20 protein-coding genes and 1 pseudogene are annotated in these 21575 nt (G+C 69.9%); 12 read left to right on the plus strand and 9 right to left on the minus strand.

The genetic code is table 11. The features are described 5' to 3' along the window. Positions 1 to 79: 79 nt before the first annotated feature. Positions 80 to 415, plus strand: a pseudogene (locus AB5J55_RS01470) (FAD-dependent oxidoreductase); the annotation flags it as partial. Positions 416 to 635: 220 nt separating this feature from the next. Here AB5J55_RS01470 and AB5J55_RS01475 read toward each other — a convergent pair. Further along, positions 636 to 1709: an alkene reductase gene (locus tag AB5J55_RS01475; RefSeq protein WP_369268865.1), complete on the minus strand. Its 1074-nt coding sequence runs from the start codon at positions 1707 to 1709 to the stop codon at positions 636 to 638. Between the two features lie 115 nt (positions 1710 to 1824). Here AB5J55_RS01475 and AB5J55_RS01480 point away from each other — a divergent pair, with 115 nt between their 5' ends. Further along, complete coding sequence (locus tag AB5J55_RS01480; protein ID WP_369268866.1) at positions 1825 to 2202, plus strand: MerR family transcriptional regulator; 378 nt, start codon at positions 1825 to 1827, stop codon at positions 2200 to 2202. A gap of 53 nt (positions 2203 to 2255) precedes the next feature. Here the strand turns inward: AB5J55_RS01480 and AB5J55_RS01485 are convergent, their stop codons facing one another. Then, positions 2256 to 3098 carry an endonuclease/exonuclease/phosphatase family protein gene (locus AB5J55_RS01485; RefSeq protein ID WP_369276051.1) on the minus strand — a complete coding sequence of 281 codons (843 nt, stop codon included), beginning with the start codon at positions 3096 to 3098 and terminating at the stop codon, positions 2256 to 2258. A 303-nt stretch (positions 3099 to 3401) separates the two neighbouring features. Between AB5J55_RS01485 and AB5J55_RS01490 the strand changes: the two genes are divergently transcribed. After that, entirely contained in the window at positions 3402 to 4826 is a 1425-nt protein-coding gene (locus AB5J55_RS01490) for a Gfo/Idh/MocA family protein (protein ID WP_369268867.1), read from the plus strand. Positions 4827 to 4930: 104 nt separating this feature from the next. Here AB5J55_RS01490 and AB5J55_RS01495 read toward each other — a convergent pair whose 3' ends face one another. The 5 genes from AB5J55_RS01495 to AB5J55_RS01515 all read right to left on the minus strand — a co-directional run bounded on the left by AB5J55_RS01495 (position 4931) and on the right by AB5J55_RS01515 (position 10640). After that, positions 4931 to 7024: a SpoIIE family protein phosphatase gene (locus tag AB5J55_RS01495; RefSeq protein WP_369268868.1), complete on the minus strand. Its 2094-nt coding sequence runs from the start codon at positions 7022 to 7024 to the stop codon at positions 4931 to 4933. 320 nt (positions 7025 to 7344) lie between these two features. Beyond that, the gene (locus AB5J55_RS01500) at positions 7345 to 8172 is read right to left on the minus strand and encodes a trans-aconitate 2-methyltransferase (RefSeq protein ID WP_369268869.1); all 828 of its coding nucleotides are present in this window, start codon (positions 8170 to 8172) and stop codon (positions 7345 to 7347) included. Positions 8173 to 8458: 286 nt separating this feature from the next. After that, positions 8459 to 8872 carry a hypothetical protein gene (locus tag AB5J55_RS01505; RefSeq protein ID WP_369268870.1) on the minus strand — a complete coding sequence of 138 codons (414 nt, stop codon included), beginning with the start codon at positions 8870 to 8872 and terminating at the stop codon, positions 8459 to 8461. Between the two features lie 52 nt (positions 8873 to 8924). Then, positions 8925 to 9830, minus strand: coding sequence for a hypothetical protein (locus tag AB5J55_RS01510; protein ID WP_369268871.1), 906 nt, complete (start codon positions 9828 to 9830; stop codon positions 8925 to 8927). An 84-nt stretch (positions 9831 to 9914) separates the two neighbouring features. After that, positions 9915 to 10640: a FadR/GntR family transcriptional regulator gene (locus AB5J55_RS01515; RefSeq protein WP_369268872.1), complete on the minus strand. Its 726-nt coding sequence runs from the start codon at positions 10638 to 10640 to the stop codon at positions 9915 to 9917. A gap of 238 nt (positions 10641 to 10878) precedes the next feature. On the opposite strand from AB5J55_RS01515, the gene AB5J55_RS01520 reads away from it, so the two are divergent. The 6 genes from AB5J55_RS01520 (at position 10879) to AB5J55_RS01545 (ending at position 17194) form a co-directional block, all read left to right on the plus strand. Beyond that, a complete protein-coding gene (locus AB5J55_RS01520; protein WP_369268873.1) occupies positions 10879 to 12099 on the plus strand; it encodes an aminotransferase class V-fold PLP-dependent enzyme in 1221 nt (406 codons plus the stop codon). 17 nt (positions 12100 to 12116) lie between these two features. Continuing rightward, the gene (locus AB5J55_RS01525; RefSeq protein ID WP_369268874.1) at positions 12117 to 13418 is read left to right on the plus strand and encodes a sugar ABC transporter substrate-binding protein; all 1302 of its coding nucleotides are present in this window, start codon (positions 12117 to 12119) and stop codon (positions 13416 to 13418) included. A gap of 2 nt (positions 13419 to 13420) precedes the next feature. Continuing rightward, positions 13421 to 14404, plus strand: a complete 984-nt coding sequence (locus AB5J55_RS01530) for a carbohydrate ABC transporter permease (RefSeq protein ID WP_369268875.1) — start codon at positions 13421 to 13423, stop codon at positions 14402 to 14404. Then, entirely contained in the window at positions 14401 to 15237 is an 837-nt protein-coding gene (locus tag AB5J55_RS01535) for a carbohydrate ABC transporter permease (RefSeq protein WP_369268876.1), read from the plus strand. The genes AB5J55_RS01530 and AB5J55_RS01535 overlap by 4 nt, the downstream gene beginning before the upstream one ends. A 69-nt stretch (positions 15238 to 15306) precedes the next feature. Beyond that, positions 15307 to 16185, plus strand: a complete 879-nt coding sequence (locus AB5J55_RS01540) for a PhzF family phenazine biosynthesis protein (RefSeq protein ID WP_369268877.1) — start codon at positions 15307 to 15309, stop codon at positions 16183 to 16185. Between the two features lie 268 nt (positions 16186 to 16453). Beyond that, a complete protein-coding gene (locus AB5J55_RS01545; RefSeq protein ID WP_369268878.1) occupies positions 16454 to 17194 on the plus strand; it encodes an LPXTG cell wall anchor domain-containing protein in 741 nt (246 codons plus the stop codon). A gap of 128 nt (positions 17195 to 17322) precedes the next feature. On the opposite strand, the gene AB5J55_RS01550 is transcribed toward AB5J55_RS01545, so the two are convergent. Then, on the minus strand, positions 17323 to 18282 hold the full coding sequence (locus AB5J55_RS01550; protein ID WP_369268879.1) for a GlxA family transcriptional regulator: 960 nt from the start codon (positions 18280 to 18282) through the stop codon (positions 17323 to 17325). Positions 18283 to 18449: 167 nt separating this feature from the next. Between AB5J55_RS01550 and AB5J55_RS01555 the strand changes: the two genes are divergently transcribed. The 3 genes from AB5J55_RS01555 (at position 18450) to AB5J55_RS01565 (ending at position 19759) form a co-directional block, all read left to right on the plus strand. Next, the gene (locus AB5J55_RS01555; RefSeq protein WP_369268880.1) at positions 18450 to 18749 is read left to right on the plus strand and encodes a putative quinol monooxygenase; all 300 of its coding nucleotides are present in this window, start codon (positions 18450 to 18452) and stop codon (positions 18747 to 18749) included. Between the two features lie 120 nt (positions 18750 to 18869). Next, entirely contained in the window at positions 18870 to 19427 is a 558-nt protein-coding gene (locus AB5J55_RS01560; protein WP_369268881.1) for a PaaI family thioesterase, read from the plus strand. A gap of 17 nt (positions 19428 to 19444) precedes the next feature. Further along, positions 19445 to 19759 carry a DUF4326 domain-containing protein gene (locus AB5J55_RS01565; RefSeq protein WP_369276052.1) on the plus strand — a complete coding sequence of 105 codons (315 nt, stop codon included), beginning with the start codon at positions 19445 to 19447 and terminating at the stop codon, positions 19757 to 19759. A 49-nt stretch (positions 19760 to 19808) separates the two neighbouring features. Here AB5J55_RS01565 and AB5J55_RS01570 read toward each other — a convergent pair whose 3' ends face one another. Continuing rightward, positions 19809 to 21548: a GMC family oxidoreductase N-terminal domain-containing protein gene (locus AB5J55_RS01570; RefSeq protein ID WP_369268882.1), complete on the minus strand. Its 1740-nt coding sequence runs from the start codon at positions 21546 to 21548 to the stop codon at positions 19809 to 19811. Between the last annotated feature and the right edge of the window lie 27 nt (positions 21549 to 21575).

Below are 21575 nucleotides of genomic sequence, written 5' to 3' on the forward strand. Positions count from 1 at the left end.
CTGCCGGACCCGCTCCTCCCGTGCCGGCGGTGGACGATTGAGGCAAGGCAGAAGGGGGCTCTGCTGTCGGGAGACGCCTGTGGTGGACACGGATGTACTGATCGTGGGTGCGGGACCGGTCGGTTTGACCGCGGCCGCGGAGCTGCGGCGGCAGGGTGTCGCCTGCCGGCTCATCGACAGGCTTCCGGCCCGGTTGCCGTACGCCAAGGCGGTGGGCGTCCAGCCTCGGACGCTGGAGATCTGGGACCGGATGGGCATGGTGCGCGCCGCTCTGGAAGTCGCCGTGCCGCTGCGGGGACAGCTGATGTACGCCGACGGGGTCGAGCAGGACCGCATCGAGCTGAGGCTGCCGCCCGAGGTCCCGTACGTCTTCGCGTCCCTGCCCCAGTACGAGACGGAGCGGATCCTCGAGGACATCTCGCCCGGTTCGCCTGTGCACGAGTGGACGTTCACCGAGGACGGCGACTGCGTCGTGGTCCGCACCCGCGAGTCCTGGGCCGGCGCTCCGATCGACGCCGACCGGGACAACCTCGCCGCGGCGCTGGACGACTCGCTCAGCGCCTGGCTCGACGCGCTGAAGAAGGCGGCGGAGGCGGCGACGCGGTAGGTCCTGCCGGACACCGGTTCCTGGGGCCTTACGCCGAGTGCTGGTACGCCGAGTACGTGAGATAGCCGTTGTCGCCGCCCTGGAAGTACGTCGCGTCGTCGTCGGGCGCGATCGGGAGACCGGTGCGCAGACGCTCCACCAGGTCGGGGTTGGCGATGAAGGCGCGGCCGAAACTGATGAGGTCTGCGCCCAGGCCCAGCCAGTGGTCGGCGTCGGCACGGCCGGTCTGCTTCCGGCCCATCGGCAGAACCGGATTCATGACGAGAGGGCCGGACCAGGTCCGGCGCAGACCGAGGAGCGTCTCCTCGTCAGTGGTGGCCTCGAGGTGGACGTAGGCCAGGCCGAGCCGGGACAGCTCGGTCAGGAGTGCGGTGTAGAGCTCGTGGACGTCGGTCTCCTCGATGCCCCAGAAGGCGCCTCCGGGGGAGAGTCGGATCCCGGTGCGGTCGGCGCCGATGGCGTCGGCGGTCGCGGCGGCCGTCTCGACGGCGAACCGGATCCGGTTGCTCACCGAGCCTCCGTATCCGTCCGTGCGCAGGTTGGCGTTGGAGGAGAGGAACTGCGAGATCAGATAGCCGTTGGCGCCGTGGAGTTCCACACCGTCGAAACCGGCGTCGACGGCACGGCGTGCGGCGTCCGCGTACGACTGGACATGCTCGGGCACCTCGGCCGTGTCCAGCGCGCGCGGAGTCGGAGCGGGCAGCGGTCCGTTGGGGGTGAACACCTCGCCGACGGCCGCGACGGCCGAAGGGCCGACTGGCTGCGTGCCGGTGGTGTCAGGGTGCGAGACACGTCCGCCGTGCATGATCTGGGCGAAGATCCTGCCGCCGTTGGTGTGCACCGCGTCGGTCACCGGGCGCCACGCGGCCACCTGCTCGTCGGTGTGCAGCCCCGGAGTGCCGGGGTTGGACTGCCCGATCAGGCTCGGCTGCACCCCCTCGGTGACGATCAGGCCGGCCGTGGCCCGCTGGGCGTAATAGCGCGCCATCGACGGCGTCGCCAGACCGCCGGCGGCGGCTCGGACGCGTGTCATCGGCGCCATCACCACGCGGTTGGGCAACGCCAGGGTGCCGAGCCGGTACCCGGAGAAGAGGGTCGTCACGTCAGTCTCCTTCGTGATCCGTCGTGCCCGGATCGGGGCACGTCGGCTACGCTAAAACCTGACACTGACGTCAGAGGCAAGGGTTGTGCTCCGGATCACAACCGGGAGGGGCGGCATGCGTATCGGTGAGCTCGCGGCACGGGCCGGAGTCAGCGTCAGGTCCCTGCGCTACTACGAGGAACAGGGCCTGCTCTCCAGCACCCGCAGCGCCAGTGGGCAGCGGCACTACACGGAGAGCCACGTCGAGCGGGTCACGTTCGTCCAGCGGATGTACGCCGCGGGCCTGTCCAGCCGGACCATCTCCGAACTGCTGCCCTGCGTCGACTCGCCCAGCGAGGAAACGTCAGACGCCGCGCTGGAACGGATGGCCGAGGAGCGCGACCGGCTCTCGGAACACATCGAGGACCTCATCCGCACCCGGGAAGCCCTCGACACGTTGATGGCCACGAACCGGGCCCACCGAAGGCGTCTGAAGTCGGCCGCGACAGGCTGAGCCCGGACTGGGAAGCCGCACTGAGTGTCGCGATCGAGCGGTGCAGACGGTCCCTAAGCGTCCAGGTCGGCGTACTGCGAGTGGTGGTCCGAGTTCGCGCCGGGATGCACACGGTGCTCGAGCGGGACGATGCCTCGCAGGAAGATGTAGTCGAACTTGCTGTGCCAGTCCGTGGTCGTCTCGCAGGTGCCGACGAGCGAGGCGGAGGGATGACACTGGGGGTCCGCGTCCGCGGCCAGGGCCCACATCCGGGCGAGTTCGGAAGCGTCCGGCACAGCGTTGAAGTCGCCGAGAACGATGGCGCGGTCGTGTCGCGCGACCTCCGCGGCCAGCACGCCGACCTGGGCCGCCCGGACCTCCTCCTGACGTCGATGGGCGAGGTGGGTGTTGAAGACCCGGGTAGGTTCGCCGCCCACCATGGTGGTGACCGCCATGTAGCCACGGTCCTCGGATCCTCCGTCGGGGTACTCCACGTTGACGCGGTCCGTCATCGGCGCCGCTGAGAGGACCGCCTGGCCGTAGGCCCCCGGACTCCACGGCACTCCCCCGCAACGGCCCCAACTCCGAAGAACCGTCCCGTACTCGACGTGGTAGACCAGCCCGTGAAGGCTCTCCAGATACTCCCGGATTCTCTCGACGTCCCGCACGCACGCTTCTTGCATGCCGATGACCTGGGGCGCGTACGCGGCGATCTCCGCAGCCCGGTCGACGTTGCTCACCTCGCAGGGGTTGCAGATGTTCCACGTCATGACCCGGTTCGGTGCGACGTCCTTGACGGCTTCGACGGGCAGCGACCTGGCGAAGAGGCCGCCGCTCGGTGCACTGGGGCCGACGAGCACCATGCAGGCGACGATCACGGCGCCCGCGAACAACCGCGTGCCCCTTCCGAACACCATCGCCTCCTCGATCCGGATGCCCACGGCATCTGATGTCTCCAACACGAGGTTATGGGACTGGGTTGGCAGCAGCACCTGCTTCCGCCTCTTCGCCTGGCGCTCGCGATGCCGAGCTTGAATCCGCCTTCACCGAGCCGACGTTGGCCGTACCTCAACCACCCGCCAATGCTTGATCCTGCTCGGAACTGCTCTCTATCGAGCACGTATTGACATGAACCGTCGAAGCCCGCAGAGTCATGCCCCGACAGTCCCCACAGTGCCCCGGCAGTGATGCAAGCCACCCCAGCGAGGAGTGTTGCCGTCATGTCCGAAACACCCGCTGTCTCACGCCGACTGCTCCTGGGCGGAGCCGTCGCCACCGGCGCGGCCGCGGTCGGGATGGCCGCCGCGGCTCCGGCCACGGCCGCCGCGACCGAGCAGGCGCCCCGCCGCCGTCCCGGACAGAAGTCGATGATCGGCGTGCCGTTCGAGGCCCACAGAACAGTCCGCGTCGGTGTCATCGGACTCGGCAACCGTGGCAGTGGCATGGTCGAGGGCTGGGCGGCCGTGCCCGGCTGCACCGTGACCGCCGTCTGCGACATCCGCGCCGACCGCGCGCGACGCGTCGCCGACCGACTCGTGAGCAAAGGCGAGCCCCGCCCCGCCGAGTACGGCGGATCAGCAGACTCCTACGCCCGGATGCTCCGGCGCGACGACATCGACCTGGTGTACGTCGCCACGCCGTGGGAGTTCCACTACGAGCACGGCAGAGCCGCCCTGCTGAGCGGCAGGCACGCCGTGGTGGAACTCCCCGTCGCGACCGAACTGCGCCAGCTGTGGGACCTGGTCGACACCTCCGAGCGGACCCGCAGGCACCTGCTCCTCGCCGAGAACTGCAGCTACGGCCGCAACGAACTGGCCATGCTGAGGATGGCGCACGCCGGCCTGTTCGGGGACATCACCAACGGCCACGGCGGCTACCTCCACGACCTGCGTGAACTGCTGTTCTCCGACACCTACTACACCGACTCCTGGCGGCGCCTGTGGCACACCCGCAGCACCGCGTCCCTCTACCCCATGCACGGGCTGGCCCCGATCGCGGCCGCGATGGACATCAACCGCGGCGACCGGATGACCACCCTCGCCGCCACCGCGACCGCCCCGAAGGGACTGGCCGACTACCGCGAACGCTTCGTCCCGCGCGACCACCCGTCCTGGAAAGAGACGTACATCAACGGTGACCTGGTCACCTGCCTCATCGAGACCGACAAGGGCAGGATCATCCGGGCCGAGCACGAGGTGAGTTCACCCCGGCCGTACAGCAGGATCAACAGCCTCGCCGGGAGCCGGGGGATCGTCGAGGACTACACCGGGCCCGCCCCGACCGGCGCGCGCGTCTATCTCGAACCGGACCACGGCGGCCACACCTGGCGCGACTTCGCCGACTACCGCAAGGAGTACGACCACTGGCTGTGGCAGAAGGTCGGTGACGACGCCGCGAACAACGGCGGCCACGGCGGCATGGACTACGTCCTGCAGTGGCGCACCGTCCAGTTGATGCGTGCGGGGCTGGTGCCCGACATCGACGTGTACGACTCGGCCGCCTGGTGCTCGACGGTCCCCCTGAGCGCGGCGTCCTTGGCGAGGAACGGCCGCCCTGTCGAGATCCCGGACTTCACCCGTGGCGCCTGGGCCGGCAAACGCCCCGGACTCGACTCCAGCCCCACGGACATGCCACCCGTCGGCTGACCCCACGCCGCGCCGCGCCGGACCCCCTTCGGTCGGCCCGGCCGGCGCGGCATGAGATCCCCTGGCCACGACGCCCTCGGCCGCAGTCAGGTCAGGACCGTCGATCAGACCGAGCCGTCAGACCCGGCTTCGCCGGACAGCGCCTGCTCGGCCCAGATCGTCTTCCCCCGCGTGCTGAAGCGGGTCCCCCATGCCTGGGCCAACTGCGCGATGATGAACAGGCCTCGCCCGCCCTCGTCGACCGTGCCGGCGTGGCGCAGGTGTGGGGCGGCCGAGCCGGCGTCACGCATCTCGCAGGTCAGGGTGCGGTCATGGATGAGTCGCAGTTCGATCGGTGGTCTGCCGTACCGGATCGCGTTGGTCACGAGTTCGCTGACGATGAGCTGGATGTGGTAGGCGGTCTCTTCATCGACGTGCCACGCGGCGAGTTGTCGGCGGGTACGCCGTCGGGCGTCGGCCACGGCCGTCGGCTCGGGGGCGAGTGACCATGCGGCGCACCGGTCGGCGGGGAACGTCCGGGTGCGCGCGACGATCACCGCGGCGTCGCTTACGCCCAGATCTGCCGGTAGAGCGTAGACGAGGGCATCTCCGAGTTCCTGGAGCGGGCGGTCGGCGTACTGGGACACCTCGGCCAACGGGCCCGGGAATTCGGCCAGATACGAAGTGAGGAGCGGGTCGCTGGCGAACACCAGGACGCTGCCGGCCGGTACGTCGATCTCGACGGCAGCGAAGGGCGCGCCCTCCGTACTCCCCAGCCTGGGCCCCGCCGGGGCGCCGGAGAGGGACACCGTCCCGTCCGGACGTACCACCAAGGGGGCCAGCCGGCCGGCCGCCGCCATCGTGCACGTGCCGGTCAAAGGGTCGTGGACCGCGTACACGCAGTCGGCGGTGAGCGCTTCATGGCGCAGCGGATCGCCGAGCGGGAGGTGAGCCTGTTCAGCGGCAAGGCGCCCCGCCGTGTCGTGCAAGCGGGCGAGGAGTTCGTCGGGCGTGAGGTCGAACACCGACAAGGAGCGCACGGCGGTGCGGAGCTGTCCCATGATCGCGGCTGCGTGCACACCGCGTCCCGACACCTCGCCGACCACGATCGCTGTGCGGGCGCTGGACAGGGTGGTGGTGTCGTACCAGGCACCGGGATAGGCACCCGTGACGGAGAGGTAGGCGGTCTCCAGCCATGCGTGGGCTTCGGGCCGGCGGGGCAGTAGTTGGCGCTGCACCGTGGCGGCGATCGTGTGTTCACGTGTGTAGCGCCGGGCGTTGTCGATGCACAGTGCAGTGTGCGTGGCCAACTCGACGGCGAACGCGCGGTCGTCCTCGTCGAATGCCGGCGAGTGGCCCGTGCGGTACAGGCTCACGATCCCGAGGGCGGCGTCGCGCAGCGTCAGGGGAACCACGAGGAGGGAGTGGGCGCCGGATGACCGGATCGCCTCCGCGAGTGCGGGATCGGCGTCCAGCCACGAAGTGTCCTGTTGCAGCTGGACCGCCCTCGGGCTCAGGTCGGTCAGGGCCTGGGTGAAGGGTGTCGGACCGGCGAGGCGGCGGACGTCGCCCACCGAACGGGCATGCGGTGGGCGGGTACCGGCGCCGTGAAATGCAGTGCGTATGACGAGCGTGCCGTTGGGCGGCGGGGCGAGAGGGGGATCATCGCCGCGCAGGACGGCGTCCACCACGTCCACGACGGCGACGTCGGCGAACGCGGGGACCACGGCCGCGGCGAGTTCCTCGCCGATCAAGGCCGGCTCCATCGTGCGTCCCACCCGCTCCCGCACCACGTCGAGCATCCTGGTGCGGGCCAGGCCCCTCTCCCGTTCGGTGACGTCGACCGCGGTGACCGCCACCCCGAGCACCGACCGCTGCGAGCCTTCCAGGCGCAACGCGCTGACCTCGAAGTTCCGCGCCTGCGTATCCCCCTCGACATGCGCCCGGACGATGCGTTGCCGCACAGGAACCCCGGTGTCGAGTACTTCTCTCAGCAGCGCCTCCACATCGTCATCCACGAGGCTGTAGACCTCACGGACCGGGCGCCCCCGGAGGTCGTCCATGGACAGGTTCCGCATGCCGGGAGTGGCGGTGTTGACGCGCAGCACCCGCAGGTCCGTGTCAAAGAGATGCAGCCCTACCGGGGACTGCGTGAACAGCGCCTCCAGCATCAGGGCGGCTGCCTCGTCGACGCGCCCGCCGGGATCCCTGTGCGCCACGGGACCCACCTCCGAGGTACTGCGATCACTCGGGGGTACGGCTGCCCCATGTCCCAGCGTGCTCCACGGTCGGCAGGACCGCACCCGCAGACGGCCCGCCGGAAGCCGGTCGGTTCTCGACCAGCTCTTCTCGTCGGTGCCTGAGCGGTCGGCGCCGCAGGTTCCCGCTCGCCTCGGGCGACACTCTCCCTCGCCGACGTCATGCGCTCTGCCGACCCACCGATCTTGGACCGCGCGACCGACGAGGTCGCGGAGCTTCAGTGGTCCGGGTCGGACAGCTTCGAGCCAGTGGTCGTCCGGGACAGGGACGTGGTGCGTCCCTAAGGCCTTTCTGCCTCAGGCTTCCATCCCCACGCGGTGAGCATGCCGGCCGACAGCGCGGCGCACTCCTGTGAGCCCAGGTACCTGATCGCCGTATCGATACCCGCGTCGTCGACCAGGCCGGTGGCGAGCATCGCCGCCCTGCTCCGCTCCCAAGTGTCCGCCCAGAAACGGCTGATGGGACTGCACGGCAGCAGCGGCGGCACATGGATCTCGGCGGCGGCAGGCACGAGCCCGGCCCCGCGCAACAGCTGTGGATACGACGGCACCCAGGAGACATCGGTCCCGATGGTGGCTTGCAGCCCCTGCCACATCGCCCGCATCACCGCGGTGTACGGCGTGCCGGGCGTCCGGTCACTCGTCAGGTCGACCGCGTCGCTGAGCACCAGCACACCGCCGGGCGCGACCAGTTCGGCGAGCGTGGTGATCAGCCGGTCGTGCTCGGCGAGGTGCATCAGCACGAACCGCGCGTGGACGAGCCGGAACGTGCCGCGGACGAAGTCCGGGGCCGTGAGGTCGGCCTCCAGCACATCCAGCCCGGGGGTGGGCCGCTCGGTGAGGAAACGTACGTCACGGTCCACGGCCAGCACGCTGTCCACCCCGGCCTCGCCCAACAGCCGACGGGAGACCGTGCCCGTTCCGGCACCGACGTCCAGGCAGCGCCAGCCGGGGCCGACGCCCAGCGCTCGCAGCCGCCCCATGGTGATGTCGTCGTAGGCGAGCGCACCGAAGTCGATACGCTCGCCCTCCCCCGCCTGTTCCGGACGGAAGACGTCCTCGCCGTAACGGCCACCGCGCGACGCGCCCCCTCCCGGAGCGGCCGTCACGCCGCCGCCCGCGCGTCACCGAGCGTACGACCGGGCTCGCAGGGCTCCGTGCCCCGCGCCCGAGCGGCGAGAACGGTGTCGTCCAACGGCTTCATGACCGACCTCTTCGCGCAGTCGAGCGATACCCGGGCGGTCCGTTCCGTGGCCGCCCGTCCCACCGATCCTCCACCTCACGCCGCCTGCGCAGCCAAGGCGCGCCGGGCCCCGAGCCGAACGGCCCAAGAAGGCCGCTGCTCGAAAACGGCCTCGGCGCGCGTACTCGGCGCGGTTGCTGCCGCGCGGCGAGTCAAGGCATCTGGCGCCCCGACCGCGTCGTCCACGCGAGCAGCACCGCCGCTCCCGCCGCCGCGCCCGCGGCCCCCAGCACTCCGGCGACCTTCCTGCCCTCGAAGGACAGGAAACTGCGGGAGGAACGCCAGGACAGCGCGGACCAGGTCGACTGGGCCGACAGCACCGACCCGGTGCTCAGCCAGGACCCGAAGGACAGCAGCGACAGGCTTGAACCGATCGAGCCGACCGACAGAGCGCTGCCGATCGAGCCGATGGAGAGAGCCGACCCGACGGAGCCGATGGACAGCACCGATCCAACCGAACCGATCGACAGTACGGAGTCCTGCGACCACAGGGACAGAACTGCATTGGTGGCGCCGGCGCAGGCGCCCGGACGGGCCGGGGCCTGGGCCTGGTACGGCTTGCGCATGGCAGCATCCTGCCCGCGAACCCCGGACCGTGCCAACCGGACCGAACCAGCCTCACCCTCGCGTCCTCCGGTTAGGCCGACGGTACGGAGAGGGCGCCCAGAGCAGACGTGCCCCCGTCACTCTCGCGATGGCCCGCAGGTGCGGTCCCGTGTTTCCGACGAACCAGACCGAACGATCGGCATGCGGCCACACATAGGCCGGCACGCCGTCATCGAGGAGGGAGGTCAGCCGCGGCTCCTCGAGTGCCTCGGCTGCGAACTCGTAGAGCGCGGGAAGACGCGGGGCGATCAGGCCGTAGTCGAGCATGCGGGCGAGGGCGTGCTCGGCGAGGACGACTTCGTGGAGGGAGCCGGCCACCGGGTGCTCCCTCGGGAACGACCGGCCGAGGTCGAGGAACATCTTGACGCTGCGGTGGCGCGGGTCCACCAGCCGGGGGCCGAGGAATGCCAGCCGCCACCCCAGTGCGAGGCGTGGATTCGCCAGCATGGCATGGGTATAAAGAACTCGAATCAGCGCGACATTCATCATGAATCGCTCTACCTTGAGTTCCTCGGACGCCAGGCCTTCATACTTCAGATATCCCGCGACAATGCTGGCGTTGTGCGCCCGGTACCACCGGGTCGGCGACGGTTCGGCAATGAAATCCATCCAGTACCGAACACTGCGACTGCCGGGATTTCCTGAATTACCAGCGGCCAAGAGACGTGCCTCGACCTTGTCCCGCAGCAGCATTTCATTGACTTTGCGCCACCAGGGGCTGCCGGCCGCAGCCGCGGTCTCGGGCTCCAGCACTCCGCGAGCGGCCGACCAGCGCATGAAGCTCAACTCGGCGTGTCCGTATTGGGAGAAGCCGCCCGGCGCCGCGTCATAGAACTCTCGCGCCAGCGCGAGACGTTCAGCCGTGTCGCTCTGTGCAAGTGCCACCCGCTGCCGTGCGCGAGCGGCGGCGTCAGCCACGGTGCCACATTTGGATCTGCATCATGCAGAAACCCCATGAATTCGAGTGGACCGATCGTGCATTGTGCTCCCGATAACCGCACTCTAAGTCTCGTCCACCGCGTCCGTCCCGTCCGGGACGTGTGTCTCCTCGATCGGCGGCATGAACGCCCGCAGCCACCGCTCCGTCTGGGCGACGTGCGCCTGCGCAGCTCCTGCCGCGGCGACGGGGTCGCGGTCGGCGATGGCGGTCGCCAGGACGCGGTGGTCGTCGTCGCTCTTCCTGCGCAGTTCAGGGCCCTCGGGCAGGGTGAAGACCTGGTACTTGCGGGAGCGGGCACGGAAGACCGCCAGGAGGGTGGCCAGGGTGGGGTTGCCGCCGACGCGGGCGATCTCGGCGTGGAAGCGGTGATCGAGTTCGGAGGCCTTGGTGGGGTCGCTCGTGGCCTCCATGTCCTCGATGAGCGAGAAAAGCGTGCGCACCGCCTCCGGTGTGCACCGGGCGGCCGCCTGGGCGGCGACGTGGGCCTCGAGGACGCGCCGGATCTCGTAGACCTCCAACAGGCCCGACAGCGGGAGGAGTTCGAGGGTCAGGGAGAGGCTGCCGATCACGTCCTCGGGCCTCAGCTGTGAGACGTACGTGCCCGAGCCGTGCCGCGGTTCGATGACGCCGAGAGCGGCGAGCATCCGTACGGCCTCGCGCAGCGATCCCCGTGAGACGCCCAGTTCCTCGCAGAGGTCGCCCTCGGGCGGAATGCGCTCGCCCGGACCGAGGCGTCCCGACGCGATCATGTGCCGTAGGCCGTGGAACGCCTTCTCGACTGCGGACATCCGTCCCTCTTCCTCCCCTGACGGGCCCGCGATCATGTCGCGACCCCCTCGGAGCACTGTAGCGAGGTGTGGCGAGTCATCAGATGTGTCGGATGCATGCCGCCCGGAAGTCATCTGATGACTTTCACTGTACGACCCTTGTTTCCGCCGGAGAAGGTGTGCAGGATGCCGAGTCATCAGATGTGTCCGGCGGAGCCCGGCCTTCCGTCAGCCCGCCCCTGCCCAGATCTGGAGTCCTGTGAGCGAGACCGAGGTGACCACCGCGCCGCGCCCTCTGCTGCTGGCGGACGGCCGGCCCGCCGACCGGGCGTGGTCGCTGGATCCTGCCCTCAAGCACCTGAACCACGGCTCCTTCGGGGCGGTTCCACTAGTGGCGCAGGAGCGGCAGGAACTGCTGCGCGTGGAGATGGAACGCTCACCCGTGGTGTGGTTCCCGGCACTGCCCCAGCGGCTCGCCGCCACACGTGTCGAGCTCGCCGACTTCCTGCGCGTCAGCCCCGGGGACCTCGCCCTGGTGCCCAACGCCAGCGCCGGCGCGAGCGTCGTCTATGCCGCTCTCGCCCTTCGCCGGGGCGGGGAGATCGTCGTCACCGACCATGGCTACGGCGCTGTGACCATGGGTGCCGAGCGGCTCGCACGTCGGTGGGGCGGCCGGGTCCGTACCGCCCGGGTGCCGCTGGACGCGGACGCGGATCAGGCCTACGAGGCCGTGATCGACGAACTCGGCGAGGCCACCGAACTCGTCGTCGTCGACCAGATCACCTCGGCGACCGCGCGGCGGCTGCCCGTGGAACGCATCGGGGCGGAGGCGCGGCGGCGCGGCATCCCCGTCCTCGTGGACGGCGCGCACGCGCCCGGGCTCCTCGCCGCCCCGCTCGCCGACGCGACCTACGACTTCTGGACCGGCAACCTGCACAAGTGGGGCTGCGCCCCGCGGGGCACCGCGGCGCTGGTCGCCCACGGCCCACTGCGCGAGCGGCTCCACCCCCTCATCGACTCGTGGGCCGCGGCCGATCCCTTCCCCGACCGGTTCGACCAGCAGGGCACCATCGACGCCACCGCCTACTTGGCGGCGCCGACGTCCCTCGCTTTCATCGAGCACACCTGGGGCTGGACCGCCGCCCGCCGCTACATGGACGACCTGGCCGAATACGGCGCCCGTGTCATCGGCGCCTCATGTGCCGAACTGACCGACGCGGACACCGCGGTCGACGTCGGCATGCCCGTGCCCGGGATGCGCCTGGTGCGCCTCCCGGACGGACTCGCCGCCGACCGCATCGAGGCCGACGCACTGCGCGACCGGGTGGCCCTCGAACTGGGCGTGGAGGCGGCGTTCACCAGCTTCGACGGCGTCGGCTACATGCGCCTGTCCGCCCACGTCTACAACACCACCGCCGACTACGAGTACTTCGCCGAGGAATGCGTCCCCGTCCTCGGCAGGTGGGCACGAGAAAACTGAAGGAAGAGGTCAGCACAATGAGAAGAAGGACAGCAGCTCTCGCGCTCGGCACCGCCGCCGCGATGGTCCTGACCGGCTGTTCCACCATGAGCCCCGAGGCGAGCGGAACAGTCACCCTCAACATGGTCGAGAGCCTGACGAACCCGACCCGCACCGACCTGCTCAAGGACCTCATAGCCGACTTCGAGCAGCGGAACCCCAAGATCAAGGTCAACCTGGTCTCCCCGCCCACCGAGCAGGCCGACCAGAAGCTCCAGCAGATGCTCCAGTCCGGCAGCGGCGTGGACGTCCTGGAGGTCCGGGACATCACCGTCGGGCCCTGGTCGAACAACGGCTGGCTCCACGACATGAAGAAGGACCTCGACGGCTGGAAGGGCTGGGAGGCGATGACGGAGAACGCCGTCAACGCCTCGCAGGACGCCAAGGGCAGGACGTACTTCGTCCCGTACGGCTTCTACGGCCTGAGCCTCTTCTACCGCACCGACCTGATCAAGGAGGCGGGCTTCAGCAAGCCGCCGGCCACCTGGGCGGACCTCGTGGAGCAGGCCTCCGCCATCCACGACCCGGCCAAGCGCCGCTACGGCTACGCCTTCCGCGGCGGCGCCAACTCCAACAGCAACGCGACCGCCGCCATCGAGGCCTACCTCGCCGACCAGGTCGACCCGGCCAACGGCTTCAAGCTCAGGAGCGGCCGTACGATCTTCTCCGCCCCCGAGGCGGAGGACGCCATGGAGAACTATCTCGAGCTCTTCAAGCAGGCGTCCCCCAAGTCGTCCGTCTCCTGGGGCTACCCGGAGATGGTCGAGGCCTTCTCCAACGGTTCCACGGCGTTCCTGCTCCAGGACCCCGAGGTGATCGCCACCGTCTCGGAGTCCAAGTCGATCTCCAAGGGCCAGTGGGGCACCGCGCCGCTGGTGGCCGGGCCGGGCGGCAAGACCGTGCAGCCGCTGGCCACCGCCGGGTGGGGTGTCGCCAAGGGCAGCGGGCACAAGGCCGAGGCGGTCAAGCTGGTCGAGTTCCTCTCGCAGGGCGAGGCGTCGACGACGTTCACCAAGAAAAACAGTTTGGTGCCCATCCTCAAGTCCGCGACCAGCGACCCCTTCTACAAGACCGGTCCGTGGTCGAGCTACGTCACCATGACCGAGCAGCCTGACAAGTATCTGGTCGTCACCCAGCCCCGCGGCGTCACCTGGTGGGCCGAATGGCAGCAGAAGGCGGACGCCGACGTGCAGAAGCTGATCCTGGGCAAGACGACGCCCAAGAAGCTGCTCGCCGGCTGGGACGCGTACTGGACCGAGAAGTGGCAGCAGGAGCAGTAGGCATGTCCGTCACGTCCACGAGTACGGCGAAGACGACGGGGCCGGGCAGAGGGGAGGCCTCCCGCAAGCGGGGTCTCCCTCAACGGGGCGGCCGGAGGCGGGAGTTCACCACCCGGCGTGGCCTGCAGATCGCCGCCTTCATGGCGCCGGCCGCGGTCTTCGTTGCGGTCTTCACCTACTACCCCATGGTCGCGGGCGGTCAGATGGCCTTCCGCAACTGGAAGTTGACCGACCTCACGGACACCTCATGGGTCGGACTGAAGAACTTCCGCGATGTCTTCGCCGACCCCGCCTGGGGCACCGTACTGAGCAACACCGGTGTCTGGGTGGTCGGCTCGATCGTCCCCCAGCTGGTGATCGGCTTCGCCCTCGCCCTGTGGCTGCGCCGGCGCTTCCGTTTCCGCGGCCTCTACCAGGCGTTGATCTTCTTCCCGTGGGCGATCTCCGGGTTCCTCATCGGCATCCTGTTCCGCTGGATGTTCAACAGCGAGTTCGGCGTCGTCAACGACCTGCTGCAGAAAGCCGGTCTGATCGACGAGCCGATCGCCTGGCTGGCGGATCCGAAGACGGCGATGGTGGCCGTGCTCATCGCCAACATCTGGTACGGCGTCACCTTCTTCGCGATCATGATCCTGGCCGCCCTCCAGTCGATTCCCGACGAGCTCTACGAGGCGGCGGCACTGGACGGCGCGAGCAAGTCACGCACCCTCTTCCAGATCACCATCCCGTACATCCGCACCACGCTGGCCCTGACCGTGCTGCTGCGGGTGATCTGGATCTTCAACTTCCCCGACCTGATCTTCGGCATGACCGGCGGCGGGCCGAACAACGAGACGCACATCGTGACCACCTGGATGATCAAGATCACTCAGCAGGGCGACTACGGCAGGGCCTCCGCGCTCGGCCTCCTCGTGGTGGCCGCGCTGCTGGTGTTCGCGGTGTTCTTCCTCATGGCCACGCGCGAGAAGAAGGGGGTGCGGTCGTGATCGGCAAGGAGTCCGCAGCCGGCCGGATCGTCAAGTTCACCTTCCTCGGCGTGTGGCTGCTCTTCACCGTCTTCCCGCTCTACTGGATCACCGTCACCTCGCTCAAGGCACCCGGCGACATCTTCCACTTCCCGCTCGCCTACTGGCCCGAGCGCTTCTCCCTGGAGAACTACAGCGGCCTGTTCGGCACGGCGGACTTCGGGACGTACCTCACCAACAGCCTCATCGTCTCCACCGTGGCCGGCGCGACGGCCACGGCGATCTCGATGCTCTCTGCGTATGTCCTGGCCCGCTTCGAGTTCCGCACCAAGTCCGCGCTGCTGATGGCCGCGCTGGTGACCCAGATGATCCCGTCGTTCATCGCACTGGGGCCGCTCTACCTGCTGATGACCGACCTGAAGCTGGTCGACAACCGGTTCGGCCTGATCCTCGTCTACATCGCTGTGTGCATCCCCTTCTGCACGGTGATGCTCCGCGGCTTCTTCGAGAACATCCCGGACGCGCTGGAGGAGGCCGCCATGATCGACGGCCTGTCCCGGTTCTCGGCACTGTTCCGCGTCCTGTTGCCGGTGATGCGGCCGGGCATCGTCGCCGCTTTCATCTTCAACTTCGTCAACTGCTGGAACGAGCTGTTCCTGTCCGTGACGCTGATGAACAGCGACAGCAACAAAACCGTGCCCACGGCCCTGAACGGCTTCATCTCCAGCTTCAACATCGACTGGGGCTCGATGTCCGCGGCAGCCGTGCTCACGATCCTGCCCACCATGCTCCTCTTCGCCTTCGCCAGCAGGCACATCGTCCAAGGCCTCACGTCGGGGGCGGTGAAGGGCTGAGAGGGAGGCGGCCGGCTGACGGGGCGAGTCGCGGGAATGGTTGCGGACTCGCCCTACGTTGCCACGAGCATGACGACGAACGCGCCGCAGCAGCCCGAGGTGCTGCGCTACACAGCCTTCTCGAGCACCGCCGACGGTGGAAACCCCGCCGGCGTCGTTCTGGACGCCAGTGCCCTGGACGACAACGACATGCTCGCCATCGCAGCCGACCTCGGATACTCGGAGTCCGCGTTCCTGACCGCGCCCCCGGAGGGCCTCGCCGGCCAGGCCGGACGGGCGTACACCATCCGGTACTTCAGTCCCAAGGCCGAGGTGCCGTTCTGTGGGCACGCAACCGTCGCGACCGCCGTCGCACTCGCCGAACGGATCGGCTCCGGGGAGTTGGTGTTCGCGACCCGCGCGGGCACCGTGCCGGTGGAGGTCACCGAGGAGGGCGGGACGATCAGGGCCACGCTCACCAGCGTGGAGCCGCACATCGAGGAGATCGCGGACGCCGACCTCGCCGAGGCACTCGCCGCGCTCGACTGGCCGGCCGCCGATCTCGACCCGGCCTTTCCGCCCCGTGTCGCCTTCGCCGGCGCCCGCCATCTCGTTCTCGCGGCGGCGACGCGCGCCCGCCTCGCCGATCTCAGGTACGACTTCACTCGCCTCGAAGCCCTGATGCACCGCCTGGACCTGACGACGGTTCAACTGGTGTGGCGGGAGTCCCCCACCGTGTTCCACGTCCGTGACCCCTTCCCCGTCGGCGGCGTCGTCGAGGATCCGGCGACCGGCGCCGCGGCCGCCGCGTTCGGTGCGTACGCCCGCGAGCTGGGCCTGGTCGAGGAGGACGCCGTCCTCACCCTGCACCAGGGCGCGGACTTGGGCCGCCCTGGTCAGCTCACCGTGACGCTGCGCGCGGGTGACCCGCGGGTCCGAGTCGGTGGCGCGGGGACGCGCATCGACTGAAGCGCCAGTCACAGGCCCTCCCTCGCCGGGTTCATCTCCGGCGAGGGAGGGCCTTCTTGCTTCGAGGCCTAGTGGCCCCACAGGCGGACGATTGGGTTAATTCCGGAGCAGTACAAGCATTTCAGCACCTGCGTGCCTTCACCATTCGTGCACAATTTGCGCGTCGCGGCGAGTGTGAAGGTGCGGCGTCACGTGTGCACCGGCCGCGACCCTGCCGTCCGAGAGAAAGACAACGAGAGTGCGACAGATCCTCAGCAGGGCATTGGCCGTGGCCGCCACCACAAGCGCCCTGTCCCTGTGCGGCACATGGGCGTTCGCGGCCCACGATCCACAAGGCACGGAGACGGATGCGCCCGCCGCGCCGTCGAGCCGTGCGTTCCAGTGGGACTTCCCGGACGAGCCGTTCGACGTCAAGCAATTCGACGCCATGCACTCCAAGGTCGAAGACACCATGTCCCGGTTCGACAAGATGTGGGGACAGGACCAGCAAGGCACGTCCGGGCACCACACGGGCGAACCGTCCAAGCACGACCATCCGGAGTCGCACGGCCCACGAGAAACATCCGGATACGGACCCGAGGAACCGTCCGGGTACGGGCCGTCGGAACCGTCGGGGTACGGCCCCGATGAACCGACCGGGTACGGCTCGGAGGAACCGGCTGGGTACGGCCCTGACGAACCGACCGGGTACGGCAAGGACGAACCGACCGGGTACGGCCCTGACGAACCAGCCGGGTACGGCCCTGACGAACCAGCCGGATACGGGCCGGACGAACCAGCCGGATACGGCCCCGAGGAGCCGCCCACGTCTCCGCCGCCGCACACCCCCCCGCCGGCCTCGCCCTCGCCGACGCCCACCGGGCACGCACCCGAGAAGCCGACGCCCGCAGGGGAGTTGCCCGACACCGGCATCGATGAGGGTGTCCTGGCCGCCATGGCCGGCGGCGGAGCGCTGCTGGCCGCCGGAACCTTCCTGTACCGGCGAGGCCGGTCGGCGTCCCGCCGCTAGCCCCTCACAAGCCGGACGCCATCGCGGCGGCGCGGAGCCGATGTCCGCTCCGCGCCGCCGCGGGCGTGTGTGCCGGCAGCCGCCCCGCTTCCACGCACGCAACCACTCCCCCTCGTCCGGCCTGGAACTTATCGCCCCCGCAGGGAGCTCGCCGTCGCTCCGGTGCGTTCGCGGAGCAGGATGCGCAGGGTGTTGGCGTGTTCGTAGCCGACTTTGCGGGCGATCGCTTCGAGGGGGAGGTCCGTGGTCCGCAGCAGGTGTGAGGCGTGCTCGACGCGTAGGTCCTGGACGAAGCGGACGGGGGAGGTACCGAGCGTGCGACGCACGATGCGCTGGAGCGTGCGTTCGCTGACGCCGAGGGTGCGTGCCGCGTCGGCGATCGAGATCGGCTGGTCCAGGTGCAGCCTGGCCCACCGCTCGAAGGCCGCCAGCGTGGGGTCACTCTGCGCGAGGGCCGAGGTGATCGTGTACGCCGCCTGCGACGGGCGCTCGTCGACGACGAGGTAGCGCGCGACCAGGTCCGCAAGGGCCGGGCTGCTCATCCGCACGATCGCGAGCGCGAGGTCGACGTGCCCGAACGCCGCGCCGGCCGTGGTCACCCCGTCGGACATGGTGACCATGCGGGTCTCGTCGACGGTCACCGCCGGGTAGCGCTTACGGAAGTACGGCGCCAGCCACCAACTCGTCGTGGCCCGGCGCCCGTCCAGCACCCCCGACTCGGCCAGCAGGAACGTGCCTGTGCAGGCGGACGCGATGGGGATGCGACGTTCGCGTGTTTCGGCCACCAGGCGTCGTACCGGCTCGGTGGCCGAACCCGACACATGGGCGATCAGGGCGTCGGGCCGTCGTTCGGCCAGCGCGGGCACCAGCAGCAGGTCGGCCTCCTTCGCCGTGTCCATGGGGAGGGTCTCGACGACATGCCCCGCTCCGGTGCGGACCCGGCGGCGAAAGCCGATCGTGGAGACCTTCCAGGCGGGTGGCGGTTTGGGGAGTTCCTCGCGCATGGCGTTCGCCCCGTCGATCACGTCGAGCAGGGCGGAGAGTCCGGAGTCGAACACACCGTCGTATGCCAGCACTGCCACATCCATGACGGAAACGATATCGGAAGCGTCGTTTCCGACACTGGGCGAGGCGATTGCGGCGGCCTAGTTTTGTGGTGTCCGGACGACATGCGGTGCCCGGTACCAGCACCGAACGCTCACCGATGACCAGAGACAACCGCACGATCACCCATGACCACAGACAGGAATGCAGCATGACGAAGCTGGGGCTGCTGGCCCGGATCGAGGCCAGGCCGGAGTACGCCGAGAAGGTGGAAGGTCTGCTGCGCGACGCCGTCCAACTGGCGCAGCAGGAGGAGCACACCGTCACCTGGTTCGCGTTCCGGCAGGGCGCGACCACCTTCGGGGTCTTCGACACCTTCGCCGACGAGAAGGGGCGTCAAGGGCACCTACAGGGAAAGATCGCCGCCGCGCTGATGGGGGCCGCCGAAACCATGCTCAGTGAGGCACCGGACATCCGGCCGGTCGACCTCTTGGCGGTCAAGCTTCCTTGATCCCACCGCCGGCCGGTAGCGCCCTGACCTGCGCTGCCGGCCGGCGCACCGCGCACACCTGCGCATCGACCACGGCCCGACCGGGCCGACCGAGGCAGGCTCGAGAAAGAGAGACACCACATGGCACAGCCCGCCACCAAGGGCGGCAGCAGCAGCACCGGCGACGGGGTGCCGTCCGCCCGGTCCCGCTCACGGACGCACACCTGGCAACCCCCGACGAGCTACGCGGCCGCCGGCGCCCATGCGGGCGTCGAGCTGGCCCGTATGAGCCTGGACGGCCGTCTGCCCGAGGCTCCGATCTGCACCACCCTCGGATTTCGCCTGGTGGCGGTCGAGGAGGGGCAGGCCGTCTTCGAGGGCGAGCCGGGGGAACACCTCTTCAACCCCATGGGCACGGTCCACGGAGGCTATATGGCCACCCTCCTCGATTCCGCGCTCGGCACCGCCGTACTGAGCGCCCTGTCGGCCGGCCGCGCCTACACCACCGTCCAGCTCGGCGTGAACCTGGTCAGGCCGGTGCTCGACACCACTCCCACGCTGCGCTGCGAGGGCGCCGCCGTCCACGTCGGCCGCACGACCGCGACCGCACAGGCGCGGCTCGTCGGAGCAGCCGACGGCAAGCTGTATGCGCACGGGACCGCAACCTGCGCCGTCTTCCCGCTGCCCGGCGCGGACTGAGGGAGCGTATGAACGAGGTGAACCGGACGACGGTCGTCAACATGAAAGGGCATCGCGACGACCCGGACTACGCGGACGTCGTCTACGTCGGCCGCGCGATGCGCCGAGGCGGATGGGGCCTCGATGCCTCACCGCTCGCAAGTCCCTTCCGTCCCGGCCGGGACGGCACCCGGGAGGCGGTGATCGAAAAGTACCGGGCCCATCTGCTGAGCCGTCCGGACCTGCTCGAACTGCTGCCCGCCCTGCGTGGCCGCAGGCTCGGCTGCTGGTGTGTCCCACAGCCGTGCCACGCGCAGGTCATCGCCGAACTGGCCGACTCGCTCGCGCCGTAGAGCGCAGGTCCCGGACGCGGGCCGGTCCCGGGCTCGGCCCGTCCCTGGTTCAAGCGTCCGCCACGAAGCGCTCAGCAACGCCCAGGGCGGCAGCCATGATGCTCAGCTGCGGATTCACCTCCGGGCAGCTCGGCAGCACGGACCCGTCGGCGATGAGCACACCGTGCACGCCACGCAGGCGTCCCTCGGCGTCGGCGGGCGACCGCTCCGGGTCCGTCCCGGCGGCGGCCGTACCCGTGGGATGGAACGCGGACATGTGCAGGTGCCGCGCGGTCACCGTTTCGAGCAGCGCCTCCAGTTGCTCGGGGGTACGAGCGCGTGGTGCGTGCGGGACGCCGGTGAGTACCTCCTCGGCGCCGGCGGCGAACAGCAGGCGGCCCATGGCCCGTTGGGCTCGGAGCAGGCGGCGGGCGTCGCGTGGCGCCAAGTCGTAGCGCAGCAGTGTGCGGTCCCGGCCGATGACCCGGCCCGAGGGGCGGTCGGCGACCATCGCCCCGAGTGTCGCCAGTTGTTCGGTCTCCTCCACTTCGCGGCGCAGTTCGCGTCCGACGCCCGGCAGCACGAACGAACTCATGCCCGGGGGCGCCGCGGTGGCTTCTATCAGGATGCCGTCGGCGTGCAGTTCCTCCACTCCGACGCTCTGCAGGACCCCTTTCCAGCCGGTGACCGGGCGGCTGAAGCGGCCCGCGACGCTGATGGCCGGGTGCACGCTGAGGTTCCGGCCGATGCGCGGGTGACCGCCGAGGCCCGAGCGGCGCAGCAGTTGCGGGGTCTGCAGGGCGCCGGCGGCGACCACGACCAGGGAGCCGAGGATCTCCAGTTCACTGCCGTCGGGGCGGCTGACCACCACTCCGGCGGCCCGGGGACCGCCGGGCCGGTCGCGGTCGGTGAGGATCCTCAGGACGCGGGCGCCCGTCATGATCGCGGCGCCGGCCGCGCAGGCTTCGGGAAGCACGGACAGCTGGACGCTCTGCTTGGCGCCGGTGGGACAGCCGACGACACACTGGCACGAGCCGCGGCAGCCGGGGGCGTTGCGGCGCAGGGGCGCCGCGGCCCAGCCGAGCTCCTTCGCTCCGGCCAGGGCGAGCAGCCCGTTGTTGCCCAGGACGTCCAACGGCTGCCGTGCCACTCGGAGGGAGCGTTCCACCTCGTCGAGGCGTGCGTCGAAGCCCTCGGCGACGTCGAATCCGTGGTGGCTCAGCCAGCGGGTGACGACGTGGTCCGGTGTGCGGTAGCAGGTTCCGGAGTTGACGACGGTGGTGCCGCCGACCGCGCGGCCGACGGGCAGGACCAGCGGCGGGTTCCCGAGGGCGATCGTGGCGCCGCCGTCCCGGTAGAGGTCGGTGAAGCGGTCGAGCGGTGCCCTGCGCCCGAACGACGCGGTGGTGTGGTGCTCCCCCTCCTCGACCATGACGACTCGCAGCCCGGCGCGGGCCAGTGTCCGGGCGGCCATCGCGCCGCCCGCCCCTGATCCGACGACGACGGCGTCGGCGGTGGAACGCGTCGGCCACTCGCGCGAGGGGGTGCAGTCGAGCGGCGGATCGTCGGCGGCGGCCACTGGGCTTGCGGGGTCTTGGTGCGCGGTCCGTTCGGTACCGGCCGCCAGCAGCACCGGTACCTTCACCGCGTCCAGCAGGGGCAGCAGGGACCGGTGGGAGGCGAGCGACGCCATGACGTCCTCGCGTTCCGCGGGTCCGAGTGCGGGCAGCCGCCGGCCGGTGCGGGCGACGGCGTAGGCGTTGATGGCCTTGGTCGCGCCGTGTATCGCGGTGCGGGCGGGGGCGGGCATGGCTGCCAGGAGGGTCTCGAGGCGCCT

The organism is Streptomyces sp. R11 (assembly GCF_041051905.1).
Classification (GTDB): Bacteria; Actinomycetota; Actinomycetes; order Streptomycetales; family Streptomycetaceae; genus Streptomyces.